We start from the raw sequence: 16,071 nt of genomic DNA on the forward strand, positions 1-16,071 counted from the left end.
GTTACAACCAATGAATTCAAAGACATTAATGACCCGAAGAAATTTGCCTGCTATTCAGGTGTGGCCCCCTTTACAGATGAATCCGGTAGAGTTGTCAAAAAAGCCAGGGTCTCACACATGGCTAATAAGAAGGTGAAGACATTGCTGCATTTGGCAGCAATAGTTGCTATACAACATAATAGCGATCTAAAACGCTTCTACGAACGTAAAGTAGAACAGCAAAAGAAAAATAAAATGAGTGTAATTAATGCTGTCAGAAACAAACTCATCCTAAGAATCTTCGCATGTGTCAATCAAAATAGACCCTATGAAAAAAATTATCAAACATCTATTGCCTAAATCATAGAAATCGACGAACCAGCGGAGGGATAGGTGCGCCGGAGGCGAGGAGAAATCTTCTACGCCCTGCCTTTACAGGCATAGTTGTAGAGCCTGATGCAGAAGATTTCTCTTTCGCTCCACCACGCAGCCCGCCCTGCTCTATCGAAATGACATTTCTTTTTAAAACAGGCTCCATAGCAGCCTCCTGTTGGCCATTTAATTGGTTTTTGCGATTGAATAAGCCATTTATAATATAAAATGCTACCTTTGCCCCGGTAACCAACCACTCCCTCTATGTGATAAATAATTTCTTTCAGGACAAATAAACCAGTGCCGTTGTTGCAACGCCCCTGTATTTATTCACCTTTTTAAGAAAGAAATTATGCTTATTCTTCACGATATTACCTATATACACCCCAACCGTGATCTTTTATTTGCCGGTATTGATCTCGTAGTTAACAAACATGATAAAATAGCCCTTATAGGCAACAACGGCACCGGAAAATCAACCCTGCTTAAAATCCTGGCCGGAAATTTAAAACCAGCCAGTGGTGTTGTTAAAACTGATTCGCGGCCGTATTTTGTACCCCAGATTTTCGGTCAGTACAATGAACTTACCGTTGCCGAAGCTCTGCAAATAGCTGATAAGCTAAACGCCCTGCAACAGATTCTTGACGGTAATGTAACCGACGAGAACATGACCATACTCAATGACGACTGGGCCATTGAAGAACGCTGCACCGAAGCTTTTATTCACTGGCAACTTACCGATATCGATCTGGCGCAAAAAATGGGCTCGCTTAGTGGCGGTCAAAAAACAAAGGTATTTTTGGCAGGTATAGCCATTCATCGCCCTGATATAGTTTTACTGGACGAACCAAGCAATCACCTGGATGTCGCTGGGCGCAAACTGCTTTATAACTATATCCAAACAACAAATAATACTTTGTTGGTAGTTAGTCATGACCGTATCCTGCTTAACCTGCTCAACACGGTATGTGAACTCAGCAAACGCGGCATAACCGTTTACGGCGGCAACTATGATTTTTATGCCGAACAAAAATATATTGAAAGCGAGGCCCTGAATCAGGATGTAAGGAGTAAGGAGAAAGCTCTCCGTAAGGCCAAAGAAACCGAACGGGAATCCCTTGAACGGCAGCAAAAACTGGATGCGCGCGGCAAAAAGAAACAGGAAAAAGCCGGTGTACCCACCATTATGATGAAAACCCTGAAAAACAGCGCCGAAAAAAGCACCTCAAAAATGCAGGGGGTACACGCCGAAAAAACCGGAATCATTGCACAGGAACTGAGCCAGCTGCGCACCCAACTGCCTGATATCGATAAAATGAAGATGGACTTTGATAACTCCGCGCTTCATAAAGGTAAAGTGTTAATAACCGCCAGGGAGTTGAATTTTGGATATGATGGGCAATCACTTTGGAACCCGCCGCTTAGCTTTCAAATAGTTAGTGGCGAAAGGTTAGTGATCAGGGGGTCAAACGGTTCTGGTAAAACAACGCTGATAAAAATGCTGCTTGGAAAACTGGAGCCACAATCCGGAACCATTGAACAGGCAAAAGTTAAAGCCATATATATTGATCAGGATTATTCGCTGATCAATAACAAGCTCAGCGTTTACCAGCAAGCCGAAGAATTTAATTCCGGGGCATTGCAGGAGCATGATATCAAAATCCGGCTTAACAGGTTTCTGTTTACCCGCGAGGATTGGGATAAACCGTGCAGTGCCCTCAGTGGCGGCGAAAAAATGAGGCTGATGCTTTGCTCGTTAACCATCGGCAATCAGGCACCTGATGTGATCATCCTAGATGAGCCTACCAATAACCTCGATATTCAAAATATCGAAATATTAACCGCAGCCATTAATGATTATCGCGGTACGCTGATCGTAGTATCACACGATGAATATTTTTTAAAGCAGGTTAATGTGGAGCGGGAGATTTTGATAGGATAAAAACAAAAACGAGGGCCTGTGCGATTCCCCTCTTGAGAGGGGCGGAGGGGTGTGTTTCCTGCTTTGATAAGTCAATCGTCCAAACACACCCCTGCTACCGCTCTTTCCTTTCGCGCCCCCTCTCAAAAGAGTAATAGCCCATGAAAAGACATAAGTGAAGAATTAACCGCCATATCGACTCACCCCGACATCGCTACGCTCGTCACCCCTCTCTACGCAAGCGTAAAGAGGGGATTTTAATTTGTTTTTTTTCTTACCCTCTTTATCCGAAGGATAGAGAGGGTTGTCCAGCGTAGCGTAGACCGGGTGAGTCAACTGTACGGCTTGTCATTTCCCGTCACTGTCTTTTTATGGGCCATTACTCTCAAGAGGGGATTTGAAAATCCAGGTTCAATTATTAAAGATTTCTAATTTATCACCGCACCATCCTTAATCTCATCACTTGCGTTTTTAAGGATAGTATCATTGGCTTTCAAATTACCGAATACCTCTGTCGAATCATGCCTTGTAAGTCCCTCCTTGATGTCGGTTAAAACGGCTTTGCCATTTTTTACTGCAATCACATATTCCCGCTCGGTAGAACGGATAATGGCGTTATTGGGAACCAATAATGATTTTGCGCCCGAGAGCATCGGGATTTTTACTTCGGCATACATGCCCGGCTTCAATATTCCATTTTGGTTTTGCACGTCTATTTCAATAGCTTCAGAACGCATGCTCCCTAAAGCGTTGGCCGAGCGACTAATTTTAGCTGTTTGCTCCTGCCCCGGCATAGCATTAAAAGTGAATTTTACCTGTTGTTTCAGGTCAACTTTATCTACAAAATCTTCGGGGATGTAAACCTCTAAACGCAGTTTGCGGGTATCCTGCAAAATAAGCATAGGCAAATCTGTACCTTTACCCGGAGCCACCAAAGCTCCCGGAGATACGTTACGCTGAATGATCATACCATCAAAGGGAGCACGGATGTTCAGGTAATCCTGCATGGTGCGTACAGATGCCACGATTGAGCTTTCCGAACGGGCCATAGCGTCATCAGCCTTCATTTTTGACAAAGCGTTATCTAATTCAAGCGGAGATACCGAGCCGGGCTCTTTCGCGGCTTCTTTTAAACGCTGATATTTTTCCTTGCTGGCTACGGCATTTTCTTTGGCCTGCATATATCGCGAGTCGGCAGCCTGCAGTTGTGATTCCATTTCTGGTGCTTCTAAGGTTACCAATAATTGTCCCTTTTTAACCAGTGTACCCCGATCAACAAAAACAGTTTTCACAAACCCATTTATTTTCGGAAACAGGTTCACCTCGTTATAAGGCTTTAATTGCCCCGGAAGGCGGGCTTCGCTCGACAATGCTTTTTCCGACACTTTACCGGTTTCATACTCGGTTGCTTTTTGGGTGGATTTTTTGTTTTCTGTAAGGTCCACCGGTTTTTGATTGCCTGCACACGCGGCCATCAGACTGATACTGCTTAGCAGTATGATATATTTTAGTTTCATGATATTAGCTATTGGAAGTTTCAAGTTGTTGCGGTTGGTTAACGTTTACATCTTTTAATAGAGAAGGGGAATCGTATGTTGTATTTTGCTGAACCCAGGCAAATACCTGCGGCAGTATAAACAACGCGGCCAGGGTTGAGGCAAACAAACCACCTATTACAGCGCGACCTAATGGTGCAGTTTGCTCTCCGGCTTCACCCATACCTGATGCCATCGGAACCATGCCTGCCATCATGGCTAAACTGGTCATAAGGATCGGCCTTAACCTGATAGAGGCACTGGTAATGGCTGCCCTTGTAGAGTCCTTATAATCCAATCTCAGGGTTTCGGCATTGGTTACGATCAGAATGGCATTGGCTACCGATACCCCCGTAGACATAATCATGCCCATATAACTTTGCAGGTTAAGCGTTGAACCTGTAAGCAGCAAAGCCGTTAACGAACCTAATATTACCGCCGGTACGGTAGATAACACCGTAAGGGATAATTTGAACGACTGGTAATTGGCAGCCAGCAGTAAAAAGATCACCAAAATGGCAAACATCAAACCGTTTTGTAAGCTATCAAGCGTTTCAGTCAATAAGCTCGACATACCTTTAACTTCCGCAATCAAGCCTTTAGGCGGAGCACCTACCGATTTAATTACTTTTTGTACCGCGGCGGTAGCTGTACCCAGATCTTTTTTATAAATATTAGCACTCACAGTTAAAAAGCGGCGCGGGCCGGTACGGTCGTACTCGCCGGGAACGTAGTTAACCTTAAAGCTGGCAATATCGCCCAATACCGGTGTGCTTTGGCCTTTTACCAGTGGAATTTCCTTCAGCTCATCCATGGTATTCATCACATACTCCGGAATTTGTACCTGCACCTGGTAAGTATAGGCCGATTTATCATCCAACCAAAGGTTCTTTTCGGTAAAACGGCTTGATGATGTACTGGCCGTAACCGAGCGGGCAACATCTTTAATATCCAGGCCTAACTGAGCGGCCTTCAGCCTGTCGAGCGTTATGGCAACAACCGGGAATTTTAAAGGCTGGGTAATCTGCACATCTCTTAAATAATCTATCTTTTTAAGCCCTGCCAAAACTTTGTTGGAGTAACCTTGTATTTGCGCCATATCCTTGCCGGCTACCCTTATTTCGATAGGGGTTGATGCGCCCTGGCTCATGATCTTTTCAGTCATGTCAATAGGTTCAAAAGTGATGCGCAAATCAGGTAAGCGCGATGCTATATTTTTACGTAATGCATCTTTAAGCTCATCCATGTTGATATGGTAATCCTCGTCAAGGTTAACCTGCAATACGGCCTCGTGCGTACCGGTATTAAACACATAAAGGTTACTGGTACCGTAGCTGCTGGGCACAATGCCCACATAGCCTGACGTAATTGCCACGTGATGATTAACCGTACTGTCGATGATCTGCAATACCTGTTTCAGCCCATCTTCGGTACGTTCAAGCCTTGTACCGTCCGGCTCTTTAATCCTGATCTGGAACTGCCCGTTGTTAAGTTTCGGCATCATATCTTTACCAATGGTAACAAAACAAATACCGGCAAGCGCCAGCACCGCAACAAGGTAAACAGGTACAATTATCCGTTTATTTGGCATCCATTTTTTGAGGATGTTCATAAAGCGCATTTTTATCCGTTCAAACAGATCGTTTTTTTCGGGATGTTGTTCTTCCTGCTGCAGGTGATGGTTTACCTGTCCTTCCTCCGGCCTGTCCATAGCTTCGCCAGCGTGGGCGTGCAGTTTGCCATGCTCGTAATGCTGATATGTTTCGGCCTTGATAAGCCAGTTCGACATGATGGGCACCAGCGTTTGCGCTATAATGTACGATACGATCATGGTTAAACCGATAGACAACGACAACGGCAGGAACATGGCTTTAGGTACGCCATTCATCATAAATGACGGCGCAAACACCGCCAGGATACAAAGCAGGATCAGCAACAGCGGAAAGGAAATTTCCTGGCAGGCATCAAAAATTGCCTGTGCTTTACTTTTACCCATCTCCAGGTGTTGGTGAATATTCTCGATAGTCACCGTGGCCTGGTCAACCAAAATACCAATGGCAAGCGCCAGACCGCTCAGGGTCATGATATTAATGGTTTGGCCGAATAAGCCAAGTAGCAATACGCCTAATAAAATAGATACCGGGATAGTGATCACTACAATCAAGCTGCTGCGCCAATCGCGCAAAAACAGTAACACCATTAAGCCTGTGAGCAGCGCTCCTAACCCACCCTCGGTTAACAAGCTTTTTACCGCGTTTATTACGAATATAGATTGATCAAACTCGTACGAGATCTTAACGTCATCAGGCAAAAGGCCTTGTATTTCGGGGATTTTCTTTTTCAAAGCTTGTACCACGCTCCATGTGCTGGCATCGGCAGTTTTTACTACCGGCAGATAAACGGAGCGTTTACCATTGATCAGGGCGTAATCCACGGTAACGTCGGTGGCGTCAGCAACGCGGGCTACATCTTTTACTAAAATGGGGACACCATTTTTGGTTACTACCGGAATGTTGCCAAACTCATCGGTTTGGTTGATCAGCGTATTTACAGTAGTTACAAACATGGTATTACCCAACCTCAGGTTACCCGACGGCGACATTACGTTGAACTTAGCCAGCGCGCTCACCACCTCATCGGGGGTAAGGCCATAACTTCTGAGTTTGTTAGGATCAACATTTAAGGTGATCGACCTGGCGTTTGAACCAAACGGCGGAGGGGCCGATAAACCCGGAACGGTGGCAAACATCGGCCTTACCTTAGTTGCAGCCATATCGTAAATATCCTTCAGGCTGCGGTTTGGAGCAGATAGCACCAATTGCCCTACAGGTAATGATGAAGCATCAAACCTTACCACCTGCGGCGGCAATGCGCCCGGCGGGAAAAAGCTCATCACACGGCTTACCTGCAAAGCCACCTGGGCCTGTGCTTCGGCCATATCTGTGCTTTCGTAAAAGCTCAGCTTCACCATGGTTAAGCCCTGGATGTTTTTACTGGTGATACTTTTGATGCCGTTCACATACAGGAACTGATCCTGCAAACGGGTAGAAAAGAACCCCTCCATTTGCTGGGGCGACATGCCCCCGTATGATTCAATTACATAAATGGTGGGCAGGTTTAATTTCGGGAAAATATCTATTGGTATATTGATAGCACTAAGCACCGCGAAAATGAGCAGGCTCAAAGTAACCACCACCGTTGTGATGGGCCTTTTAAGTGCGGATGTGACCATTGACATAGCTAAATTATTTTAAAAGGTTTAATACAGAACTTACCTGGTTTTCGGTAATGGCTTTCTGGAACAGCGCGTTCGAGTAAGCATATTTAGCCTGTACATAATCTGTTTCGGCGCGGTAAAGGATGTTTAGCGCGGCATTGAGTTCGATAATATCGGTTAAGCCGTTTTTATATAACGACAGCTTTTGGCGATAGCCATCGGTTGCGGCTTTAAGCTGATGAGGAATTTCCAGCAGGCGTTCGTGCGCTGTTTGCAATTCAACATTTGATTGATTGGCACTTACAGCCAGCAATTGCTTTTGCTCTTCCAGCTTTTTCCGGGTATAATCGGTATTGGCGCGCTGCGTCCGCAGTTTTAACTGCCGGCGGCGGATATCAAACAGGTTATAGGAAACACCTATACCTACCAGATAATTATTCCTGTCGAAACCCCAGCCGCTGCTCAGGCTATTAAAATGATCGTTAGCATCAACACTTGAGCCTCTGCCCCAAACCGCACCCTCGAGCATTATTTTAGGATTGTAACTTTTACTAACAAGTTTTTCCCGTTGCAGGCTATTTTGATACACTGATTTATAGTAGTTGATCAGCGGGTGATTGGCGGTGTCAACTTCGGTTGGCAGCAGGTTGTTTTCGGTACTGACCAGCTCCTGCTCAAGAGTGGTATCAGGTACAATAGTTTGATAAGGCAAGCCACTAATAGCCGACAATTGCAACTGAACCTGTTTTAACTGGTTATTGAGCTCAATATAATTTAAGCGGGCTTTAGATAGCTCAGCTTCTGCTATACTGGTATCAACTCCTGCACGCACCCCGCTTTTAGCAAGTGATTGTACCGAGCGCCGGATCTCCTGATTTCGCCTGATGTTGCGGGCCTGGATAGATAGAAAGTTCTCCAGTTTTAACAATAGCAGATAATTGCCAATAGTGTAAGCCTGCAACTGGTACTTTGAATCGGCAAACTGGTTTTGTTGCACCTGGATATCAGAGTTGGCCACTTTGTTCTGCGCTCCATAAGCCCCGAAGTTATAGATCTCCCAGTCGAGCGCGGCAACGCCTACATTGGCAGATACCGTGGTAGTATTACTTTCGGTACGCACACCTCTCGAGTTTGAGGGGATAATACCAAAACCAAAATACGGACCAGCCACGTTATTGTTGGTACCGTAATCGGCCTGGTAATTTAATTTAAGGTTGGGCAGCCAGCTGCTGCGGGTTTCGGTTGCCATGGCTCTTTTTATGGCTATTGCTGCCGAATCGGTTAGTAAAGTTGGTGCGTTTTGATTAACGCTACTGAGCAACGTTTTTAAGCTAACCGGAGTGTTATTTTGCTGTTGCTGTGCATAACTGCAGGCTGTTATAAACAAGCCCACCAGTAGGCAGCAGCTTTTCTTTGAAATTAACATATATAAATTCCGAAAAATGCTTACCTACATTTACGGGTATAAAAAACTGATCACAAATGATAGTCAAAACCTATTGCGGTTAATACCAATAAATGAGGAATGAATTAATTAAAAAATGGATAAGCAGGATGTAGCTGTGGACGGGACATCCACTGCATAATTACATCAGATCCGGAAGTTACAAAGGAAAAGGTAAACGTATTGGCGGTCTATCAGCAACCTAAGCGCACTTACATATGGCTTAGGACTTAATTTCCATAGCTGGAATACGAAAAACAGTAAGGTAAACGATCCTATGACTGCTGTAAGCCAATCGGTAGCTGATTTTTTTTCTTCGAGGGTTGATTTATCCGGCCGTTGAACATAGCTTGATTCGTTGAAGCTACTGCGTACTGTTTCAATTTTTCGTTTAAAAACCGAATTAAATGCGGTTGAATGTGCACCTCTTAATTCCGTTAACCGGGGCAGAAAAAAAACATGGCTGCTTGCAATAAGCAGATAAAAAACCATCACTGACATTACCAGTAATGATTTTGAAGCCTCATGTTTCCTCTTTTTCAATATATTAGCTTGTACAATACAAAAATGAGAAAAAATGCCAATTTGTTTTGCAACAGTATTGTTGCAATTATCCTTTTATAAAAAGCAGTATGGACTTTGACTTGCACTCTTTTTATTTGCGCGATTGGCATGTTGCCCCCCGGCTCACTCTCGTCCCGCTACCCGGGGTGTAATTAAAATAGGGGACATGCGAGTGTTTAAATCCGGTGAAATCTGAAAGTGAAATAACATCTCCACCACGTCATTGCTTTAAGGTACGAAGAAATCTCCGACAGGCAGGTAACGATCTTTGTTCTATTGACTAACATTGTCGCGCTCCTGGCCGCGCGGGGCCAGGTACTTTTGTCTTGATACAAAAGTACCCAAAAAATCAAGTCAGCAGATAGGCTTCTTTGCGCACAAGGCCTTTGCCCTGCAAATCGGCCAGAACCACGGGCTGCAATTATTTTGCCCCGCTGTGCTCCCGCCTTCCCAATGCTTCTGCAAAAACTTGCTATGCCCCTTCCTGCACTCAAGGCCACCATTGTTCCGCCCGCTTTCACCCGAAGCTTACCTGCTGACGGGAACATCCTTCATTTATTATATCAGGGGGTAGTATTTTATATCAATCCTGACGGACTGCAGCTTTATTAGCCGTTACGGTATACCATTTTGAAAGCTTATTCATGAGCTCATCAAGCTTCACAGGTTTGCTGAGATAGTCGTCCATACCGGCCTGCAAACAATCCTGCTCATCGCCGGTCATGGCGTTGGCCGTTAGCGCTATGATAACCGGCTGCTTAATATCTTCCTTGCGGATTACGCGGGTGGCTTCAAGCCCATCCATAACAGGCATCTGCATATCCATTAATATCAATCCATAATCATTTTGATAAAGAGCCTCTATGGCATCGAGCCCGTTTTTGGCGATACCCGGTTTATAGCCCATTTTACTTAAAATGTGCTTAATAACATGCTGATTAATCTCATTATCCTCGGCAATCAAAATATTGAAGGGGTACTTATCACTAAAGTCGACCGATAATTTGGTTTTAAGCTGTTTATCGTCATTTTGCCCCGAACCGTTCTTAAGCGCTATGAAAACCTGTTTACCAAGTACCTGTTGCTTTATCGGCTTGCTCATAACAGATGTGAAAAGCGCCCTTCTGTCTTTGATAAAATCTTCGCCAATTGAGCTTAACAATATAATTGGCAAGTGGCTGTATTCATCCTTGATAATTTTTGCCAGCATAGCGCCATCCATTACCGGCATATGCATATCAGTAATAACCAGGTCGATATCTTTATTTTTTTGCAATATCACCAATGCCTCGGCGGCAGATTCGGCTGTTATTGCTTTAAGGTTCCAATTATCAAACTGCCGTTCAAGGATAGACAGATTGGTATGGTTATCATCAACCACCAGTATTTTTTTACCCTGTAATTCAGTAAGATCGAAACTTGCAGATTGTTGATTAGCGCTCTCACCTGGATAGGCATTTATCGTAAAAGTAAATTTTGCACCTACGCCAGGTAAACTTTGAACGCCTATGGTCCCGCCCATTAGTGTAACCAATTTTTGGCAGATTGCCAGGCCTAAGCCCGTACCGCCATACTTGCGGGTAGTGGATGAATCAACCTGCGAAAACGCGCGGAACAGACGATGGAGTTTATCTTTCGGAATACCAATGCCGGTATCCCAAACATCAAACTGTAATTTCAGCAAACCATCAAATTGTTTTTCCACGCAGCTAACATGAATACCTACTTCGCCTTTTTCGGTAAACTTAATGGCATTATTTACCAGGTTAATAAGCACTTGTTTAAGCCGTAACGGATCGCCGATAATACAGGGCGCTACCTCTTCATCTATCTCATAAACAAGATCAAGCCCTATTTGCCCGGCCTTAACGGCAAACATGTCCATCACGTCTTCAATACTTTGCCGCAGACTAAAATCTTCCTGTTCAAGGTCGAGACTACCCGCTTCTATCTTCGAAAAATCAAGGATATTATTGATCACATGGATCAGTGTTTCGCCGCAGTTGATGATGGTTTCGGTAAACATCCGCTGCTCCTCATTAAGCTCTGTTTCATTTAGCAGGGCCGACATGCCGATAACCCCATTCATAGGCGTACGGATCTCGTGGCTCATGGTAGCGAGGAATATACTTTTTTCCTGATTAGCCTGGTCGGCCGCCAGACGAGCTTTTTGAAGCTCCAGGTTTGAGTGGTTCAGTTCTTTATTTGCAGCCGCCAAAACCTCTTCGTTGTACTTGCGCTCCAGGGATAGCTGAGCTTCGCGCTGCAGATCGGCCATTTGCAGGGTTTGCACAATTCTTAATTCATTGTATTTGCGCAACTGGTATGCCCAAAGGCCGCAAATAAACATGATCACCCCGGTAAGCAATATGTGGATTACAAACGTTTGAAGGTCGAAATAATTGAGCTGCGTAAAAAATATATTTCCAAACCCAATATCCTGTAGGTAGCTAAAAGTGGCATGATGTATAATAACTACTATAAGCAGCGGTATTTGCAGCTTCCAGTTTTGGTAGGTGATAAGCAGAGCGCTTGAAATAAATGCGAAAAAATGCATTTCAAACATGCCATGCATCTGGTAAATATACTGGGCCATGAAAATGCCCAGTACAGCGGCCAGCACATACTGATACAAAGCAGATTGGGGCAGGGCTATTTTTGCGGTATAGTAAGCCAGCAGGCAAAGGCCGCCAACACCAAAAGCTATAAGCCAGGTACCGTAAAAAAAAGCCAGTGCCAAACCAACGGCAAAATGCACAGGCAGAAAATAGTCCATCAACCTGTCTGATCGGTCCTTGATCTCGGTTTGGAAATTAATGTTATGAGCTATGGCTGCTGTCACTTGTATTTAAAAATAGGGATATGTTAATTATGACAATCGGGCAAGCGACAGCCATATGATGTTAGCGCCAATTTATTAAATGTGAGTCGGGTATTGCTACTAAGTAAACCGTTAATTGCTATTTTGGCAAAGCTCGTTTTTTCGTTGGTACAGTAACGGCTTATATTGTAATTGCCACGATAGTATAGTTTACTTGCGGTATCAATCAGCGCAACCTGTGGTGTTGAGTAAACCCCGCAGGCTTCGGCAACGGAAGGATCAAATATTACCGGCAGTTTCATGCCAAATTTATCCAGGATCTCGCCCTCGGTAAAATGCTTGCTACTCATGATCACGATAGCAAAATTTACCTGCCCGCGATATTGCTCAACAATGGCTTTAAATTGTTTAACATTAAATCTTGAGCAGGGACAATCCGGGTTAAAAAAATGCAGAAACAACGGTTTGCTGTGGTCTTTATAATGCTTTGGATTAATGGAAATAACCGTACCTTGTTTTACCGGTTTATAGTTTTCGGGCACCGGCGTAGGTAGCTGATATTGCAATTCATTATACCAAAATAATGCGCCAATAACAGCAAGTAATATTACAAGCCAACCAATAACTAACGTTTTCCTCATTGTGCCAAAGCCCCCTGCATGCCATCCCAAACGAATGAAAAATGCAAAAAACCAACAGTAAACATACTGTTTTTTTAGTGTATAAGAAACACTTTTTCAGCATTTTAAACATACAGGTTTTAAATTTACCCGTTAACGAAACCCGGCTTTAATCTTTAATTAAACCTATCAACTGCCACTCATTTTATTTAATAGCCTGTTTTCTTCTTTCGGTTAGATAGCGGCGTAAAGGAACATCGTATACCTTCATAACAAGATAGGCAAATGTAACCAGGATAATTAAACCGGGTGCAATGATATAGGCTAAGTGAAGCGCATCGGGTTTATTTGCTGCGTAATAACTACCAAACATCCACATTACAAAGTAATGCGTCATGTATAACGGATAGGAGATATTGCCAGAAAAAACACAGATTTTACGCAGGCCTTCATTAAGAACAGTTCCCGCCCCCAGTGCAACAAGTAAGGGGAAATAAATGATAACTATAAAAGGCTCGCTAAGCCAGTTCCAGGATGAGAATGGCGATAGGAAAGCCAGCATTAATAAAACCGAAAGACCAATAAAACCAAGCCTGTTTTTAATGATCAGGTTATGCCGGTAAACCAGCAAACCGGCGGTAAAAGAGTAGGCTATACGCACACCTCCATCCCAGAAAGTTTCGCCGCTCCAGCCGCCCATCAAATTACCTGAACGGTTGGCCACATAGCAAATTGCCGCCGCCGAAATCACAACAAGCACTATCAGGTAGCGACGGTGAAGGCGGCATAGTACAAGGGCATAAACAATGTTAGCCACATACTCCCAAAATAACGACCATGCGGGCGCATTAAAACCAAACAAATTAAAATACCTCTCGCTCATGATTGCGTTAGGAATCATGAATATCGAACTAAGAAACAACAGTAATATACTCCCCGCACTACGGGCAATAGGCTGTGCATTAAACGGATCAAATATAAAACCCAGCAAGCCTAATACTGAGCCAAAAACAACAAGCGGATGCAGCCTGATTAATCTTGATTTAAAAAACTCCTTTATACCCATCTTACCTATCCTATCATCATAAGCGTAGCCAATTACAAAACCCGACAAGCAAAAGAAAAAGTCGACCGCCAGGAAACCGTGACCTATAAAATCCTTGCTGTAATCAGAGTAAGCTATCTCCATAAAATGGAAGGTAACAACAGCTATAGCAGCTACGCCGCGCAGACCGTCAAGAATTTCAAAATGCTGTTTAGTTTTAAGGATTCCGGGATTTAGTTTTTCCATATTAAATTATCCAGGTTAGTTGCAGGAGCCTGGTTTGCTAAATAAACAAAAATATGCCGGATGAAAAACCCTGATTTTATTCTGACAAAAAAATAAAAATATTTTTCTCCATTTTGTCCAATCCACAAAACATGGTTGTCATTCGGTTTTAACAACATAATTTAAAACAAAATGGAACAGAGACTTAGCATGTGGGAAAAAGGACAGAACGCCTTAAAACCATTATTTGGCATGGGCGCTTATATTAAAAAAGCATCAATTGAAGAGGCTTTGCTTGAACTGGTAAACTTCAGGGTATCCCAAATTAACAAATGCGCTTATTGCCTCGATATGCATTATAAAGATGCCCGTGCCAATGGCGAAACCGAACAACGCTTATACGGCCTGAGCGCATGGGAAGAATCACCTTACTACACCGACCGTGAAAGGGCCGCCTTTGCCTGGGCAGAAGCGGTTACTGCCTGCCACGTAACTGATGAGGTATATGCAACCGCTAAAACCCAGTTTAGCGACACAGAACTGATAGACCTTACCATGGCCGTTACCACCATTAACACCTGGAACCGCCTTAACCTTTCGTTCCCTAACGTAGCAGGCACTTACCAGGTTGGTCAGTTTTCATAAAACAGCTTATATTAACCATGTTAAAACATAGCCTTATGAATGAGTTTTTGTTAGTGATCCACAGGGATCTGAAAAGCAAGGATGCAAGCCCTTCGCCCGAGCAAATGCAGGCGGCTATAAAACCTTTCCAGGATTGGATAGGCGGTATTGCAGCCCAAAACAAACTGGTTGGCGCTCCTAAACGCTGGGATGGCGACGGCCGGGTGATCAAACAAAATACTGTGATCAATGGCCCCTACGCCGAAATCAAGGAATCAATTGGAGGCCTGTTCCTGATCAGGGCCGAAGATTATGATGACGCCGTTGAAATAGCCAAAGGCTGCCCGGTTTTGCAATGGGGAGCTACTGTTGAAGTACGAATGGCTGTGCCTACTGTATAAAACCGAAAATGCCTTTGTACCTTTGCAAAGGCATTTTTATTTTAACCTATGCAACCTAAAGAACTCCTACCTCATTTGTTCCGCACCGAATACCAAAAAATCGTAGCGGTACTTTGCCGCCTTTTTGGTATCGAACATATTGAAATTGCAGAAGATATTGTTAGCGATACTTTTCTTTCGGCCACAGAGAACTGGAGCCTGAAAGGTTTGCCGGATAACCCTGCCGCCTGGCTTTATACCGTCGCCAAAAATAAAACCAAAAACTACCTTAAACACGATACCATTTTTAAGCAAAAGCTTTCGCCCGAAATAAAATATACTACCGACAGTACCGGTGAAATAGAGATTGATCTGTCAACCAAAAACATCGCCGATAGTCAGTTGGCCATGATCTTTACGGTTTGTAACCCGGTTATCCCTGCCGAATCGCAGGTGGCGCTTGCTCTTAACCTGCTTTGCGGTTTTGGGATACAGGAAATTACCGATGCCTTTTTAGCAAACAAGGAGATTATTTACAAACGGATAAGCCGCGCAAAAGAAAAGTTGAAAGAGGCGGGTATCCAAATTAAACAGCCAACCCTGAACGAGATCAATAACCGACTTGAAAATGTTTTGACAACTGTTTACCTGCTGTTTTCTGAAGGATATTACTCAACTTCCCAAAACATCACCCTTCGCCATGATCTTTGTGCCGAAGCAATGCGGCTTAATTTTCTGCTGATAGAAAATCCCGCTACCAATACCCCGGCTGTAAATGCCCTGTTTGCACTAATGTGTTTTCATGCCTCGCGGTTTGAGGCCCGCACCAATGATGATGGTGCCATGGTCCTTTACGAAGATCAGGACGAATCACTTTGGGACAAGGATTTAATTAATCAAGGCATTTATTACCTAAACCAGGCCTCAACCGGAACAACGTTAACTAAATATCATTTGGAGGCGGGCATTGCCTATTGGCATACTATTAAAGAAGATACGGCCGAAAAATGGGAGAATATATTGCAGTTGTACAATAACCTGCTTATCATGGAATATTCGCCGATAGCAGCACTGAACCGAACTTTCGCCCTTGCAAAAACCAATGGCAAGCAAGCCGCAATTGCCGAAGCCGAAAAACTGAACCTGAGCAATAATCATTTTTATTATTCATTACTGGGCAACCTATATACCGGCATAGATAACCCAAAAGCGTTGCAGCACTATGAAACGGCTGTGAAACTGGCTACATCAGCAAGTGACAAAGCGACAATAGCCATTAATATAAACCGGCTTAAACAGTATCAGAACCAATAATATCTAATGA

12 protein-coding genes are annotated in these 16,071 nt (G+C 43.8%); 5 read left to right on the forward strand and 7 right to left on the reverse strand.

The genetic code is table 11. From position 1 onward, the window contains the following. Together BMX50_RS05050 and abc-f are read left to right on the forward strand one after the other, a co-directional pair. Window positions 1-339, forward strand: a 339-nt coding sequence (locus BMX50_RS05050; RefSeq protein ID WP_143065093.1) for a transposase, incomplete at its 5' end; no start/stop codon positions are given. Window positions 340-703: 364 nt separating this feature from the next. Beyond that, complete coding sequence (gene abc-f / locus BMX50_RS05060; RefSeq protein WP_091208672.1) at window positions 704-2,293, forward strand: ribosomal protection-like ABC-F family protein; 1,590 nt, start codon at window positions 704-706, stop codon at window positions 2,291-2,293. A 407-nt stretch (window positions 2,294-2,700) separates the two neighbouring features. Here the strand turns inward: abc-f and BMX50_RS05065 are convergent, their stop codons facing one another. The 7 genes from BMX50_RS05065 to BMX50_RS05095 form a co-directional block, all read right to left on the reverse strand. Then, the gene (locus BMX50_RS05065; protein ID WP_091208675.1) at window positions 2,701-3,789 is read right to left on the reverse strand and encodes an efflux RND transporter periplasmic adaptor subunit; all 1,089 of its coding nucleotides are present in this window, start codon (window positions 3,787-3,789) and stop codon (window positions 2,701-2,703) included. A 4-nt stretch (window positions 3,790-3,793) separates the two neighbouring features. Continuing rightward, window positions 3,794-7,045 carry an efflux RND transporter permease subunit gene (locus tag BMX50_RS05070; protein ID WP_091208677.1) on the reverse strand — a complete coding sequence of 1,084 codons (3,252 nt, stop codon included), beginning with the start codon at window positions 7,043-7,045 and terminating at the stop codon, window positions 3,794-3,796. Window positions 7,046-7,052: 7 nt separating this feature from the next. Continuing rightward, on the reverse strand, window positions 7,053-8,450 hold the full coding sequence (locus tag BMX50_RS05075) for a TolC family protein (protein WP_091208681.1): 1,398 nt from the start codon (window positions 8,448-8,450) through the stop codon (window positions 7,053-7,055). A 165-nt stretch (window positions 8,451-8,615) separates the two neighbouring features. After that, on the reverse strand, window positions 8,616-9,011 hold the full coding sequence (locus BMX50_RS05080) for a hypothetical protein (protein WP_091208684.1): 396 nt from the start codon (window positions 9,009-9,011) through the stop codon (window positions 8,616-8,618). Between the two features lie 604 nt (window positions 9,012-9,615). After that, window positions 9,616-11,874: a response regulator gene (locus BMX50_RS05085; RefSeq protein WP_091208687.1), complete on the reverse strand. Its 2,259-nt coding sequence runs from the start codon at window positions 11,872-11,874 to the stop codon at window positions 9,616-9,618. Between the two features lie 23 nt (window positions 11,875-11,897). Then, window positions 11,898-12,494 carry a TlpA family protein disulfide reductase gene (locus tag BMX50_RS05090; protein WP_091210321.1) on the reverse strand — a complete coding sequence of 199 codons (597 nt, stop codon included), beginning with the start codon at window positions 12,492-12,494 and terminating at the stop codon, window positions 11,898-11,900. A gap of 184 nt (window positions 12,495-12,678) precedes the next feature. Next, window positions 12,679-13,764: an acyltransferase family protein gene (locus tag BMX50_RS05095; RefSeq protein WP_091208689.1), complete on the reverse strand. Its 1,086-nt coding sequence runs from the start codon at window positions 13,762-13,764 to the stop codon at window positions 12,679-12,681. Window positions 13,765-13,935: 171 nt separating this feature from the next. Here BMX50_RS05095 and BMX50_RS05100 point away from each other — a divergent pair, with 171 nt between their 5' ends. Genes BMX50_RS05100 through BMX50_RS05110 form a run of 3 tightly spaced genes read left to right on the forward strand, consistent with a single transcriptional unit; the run spans window position 13,936 to window position 16,061 of the window. Beyond that, the gene (locus tag BMX50_RS05100; RefSeq protein WP_091208692.1) at window positions 13,936-14,388 is read left to right on the forward strand and encodes a carboxymuconolactone decarboxylase family protein; all 453 of its coding nucleotides are present in this window, start codon (window positions 13,936-13,938) and stop codon (window positions 14,386-14,388) included. A 35-nt stretch (window positions 14,389-14,423) separates the two neighbouring features. Continuing rightward, window positions 14,424-14,768, forward strand: coding sequence for a YciI family protein (locus tag BMX50_RS05105; protein ID WP_091210322.1), 345 nt, complete (start codon window positions 14,424-14,426; stop codon window positions 14,766-14,768). A 48-nt stretch (window positions 14,769-14,816) separates the two neighbouring features. Beyond that, window positions 14,817-16,061, forward strand: a complete 1,245-nt coding sequence (locus BMX50_RS05110; protein WP_091208695.1) for an RNA polymerase sigma factor — start codon at window positions 14,817-14,819, stop codon at window positions 16,059-16,061. Window positions 16,062-16,071 lie beyond the last annotated feature (10 nt).

It is taken from the genome of Mucilaginibacter gossypiicola (genome assembly GCF_900110105.1).
In the GTDB taxonomy this organism is placed as follows: Bacteria; Bacteroidota; Bacteroidia; order Sphingobacteriales; family Sphingobacteriaceae; genus Mucilaginibacter; species Mucilaginibacter gossypiicola.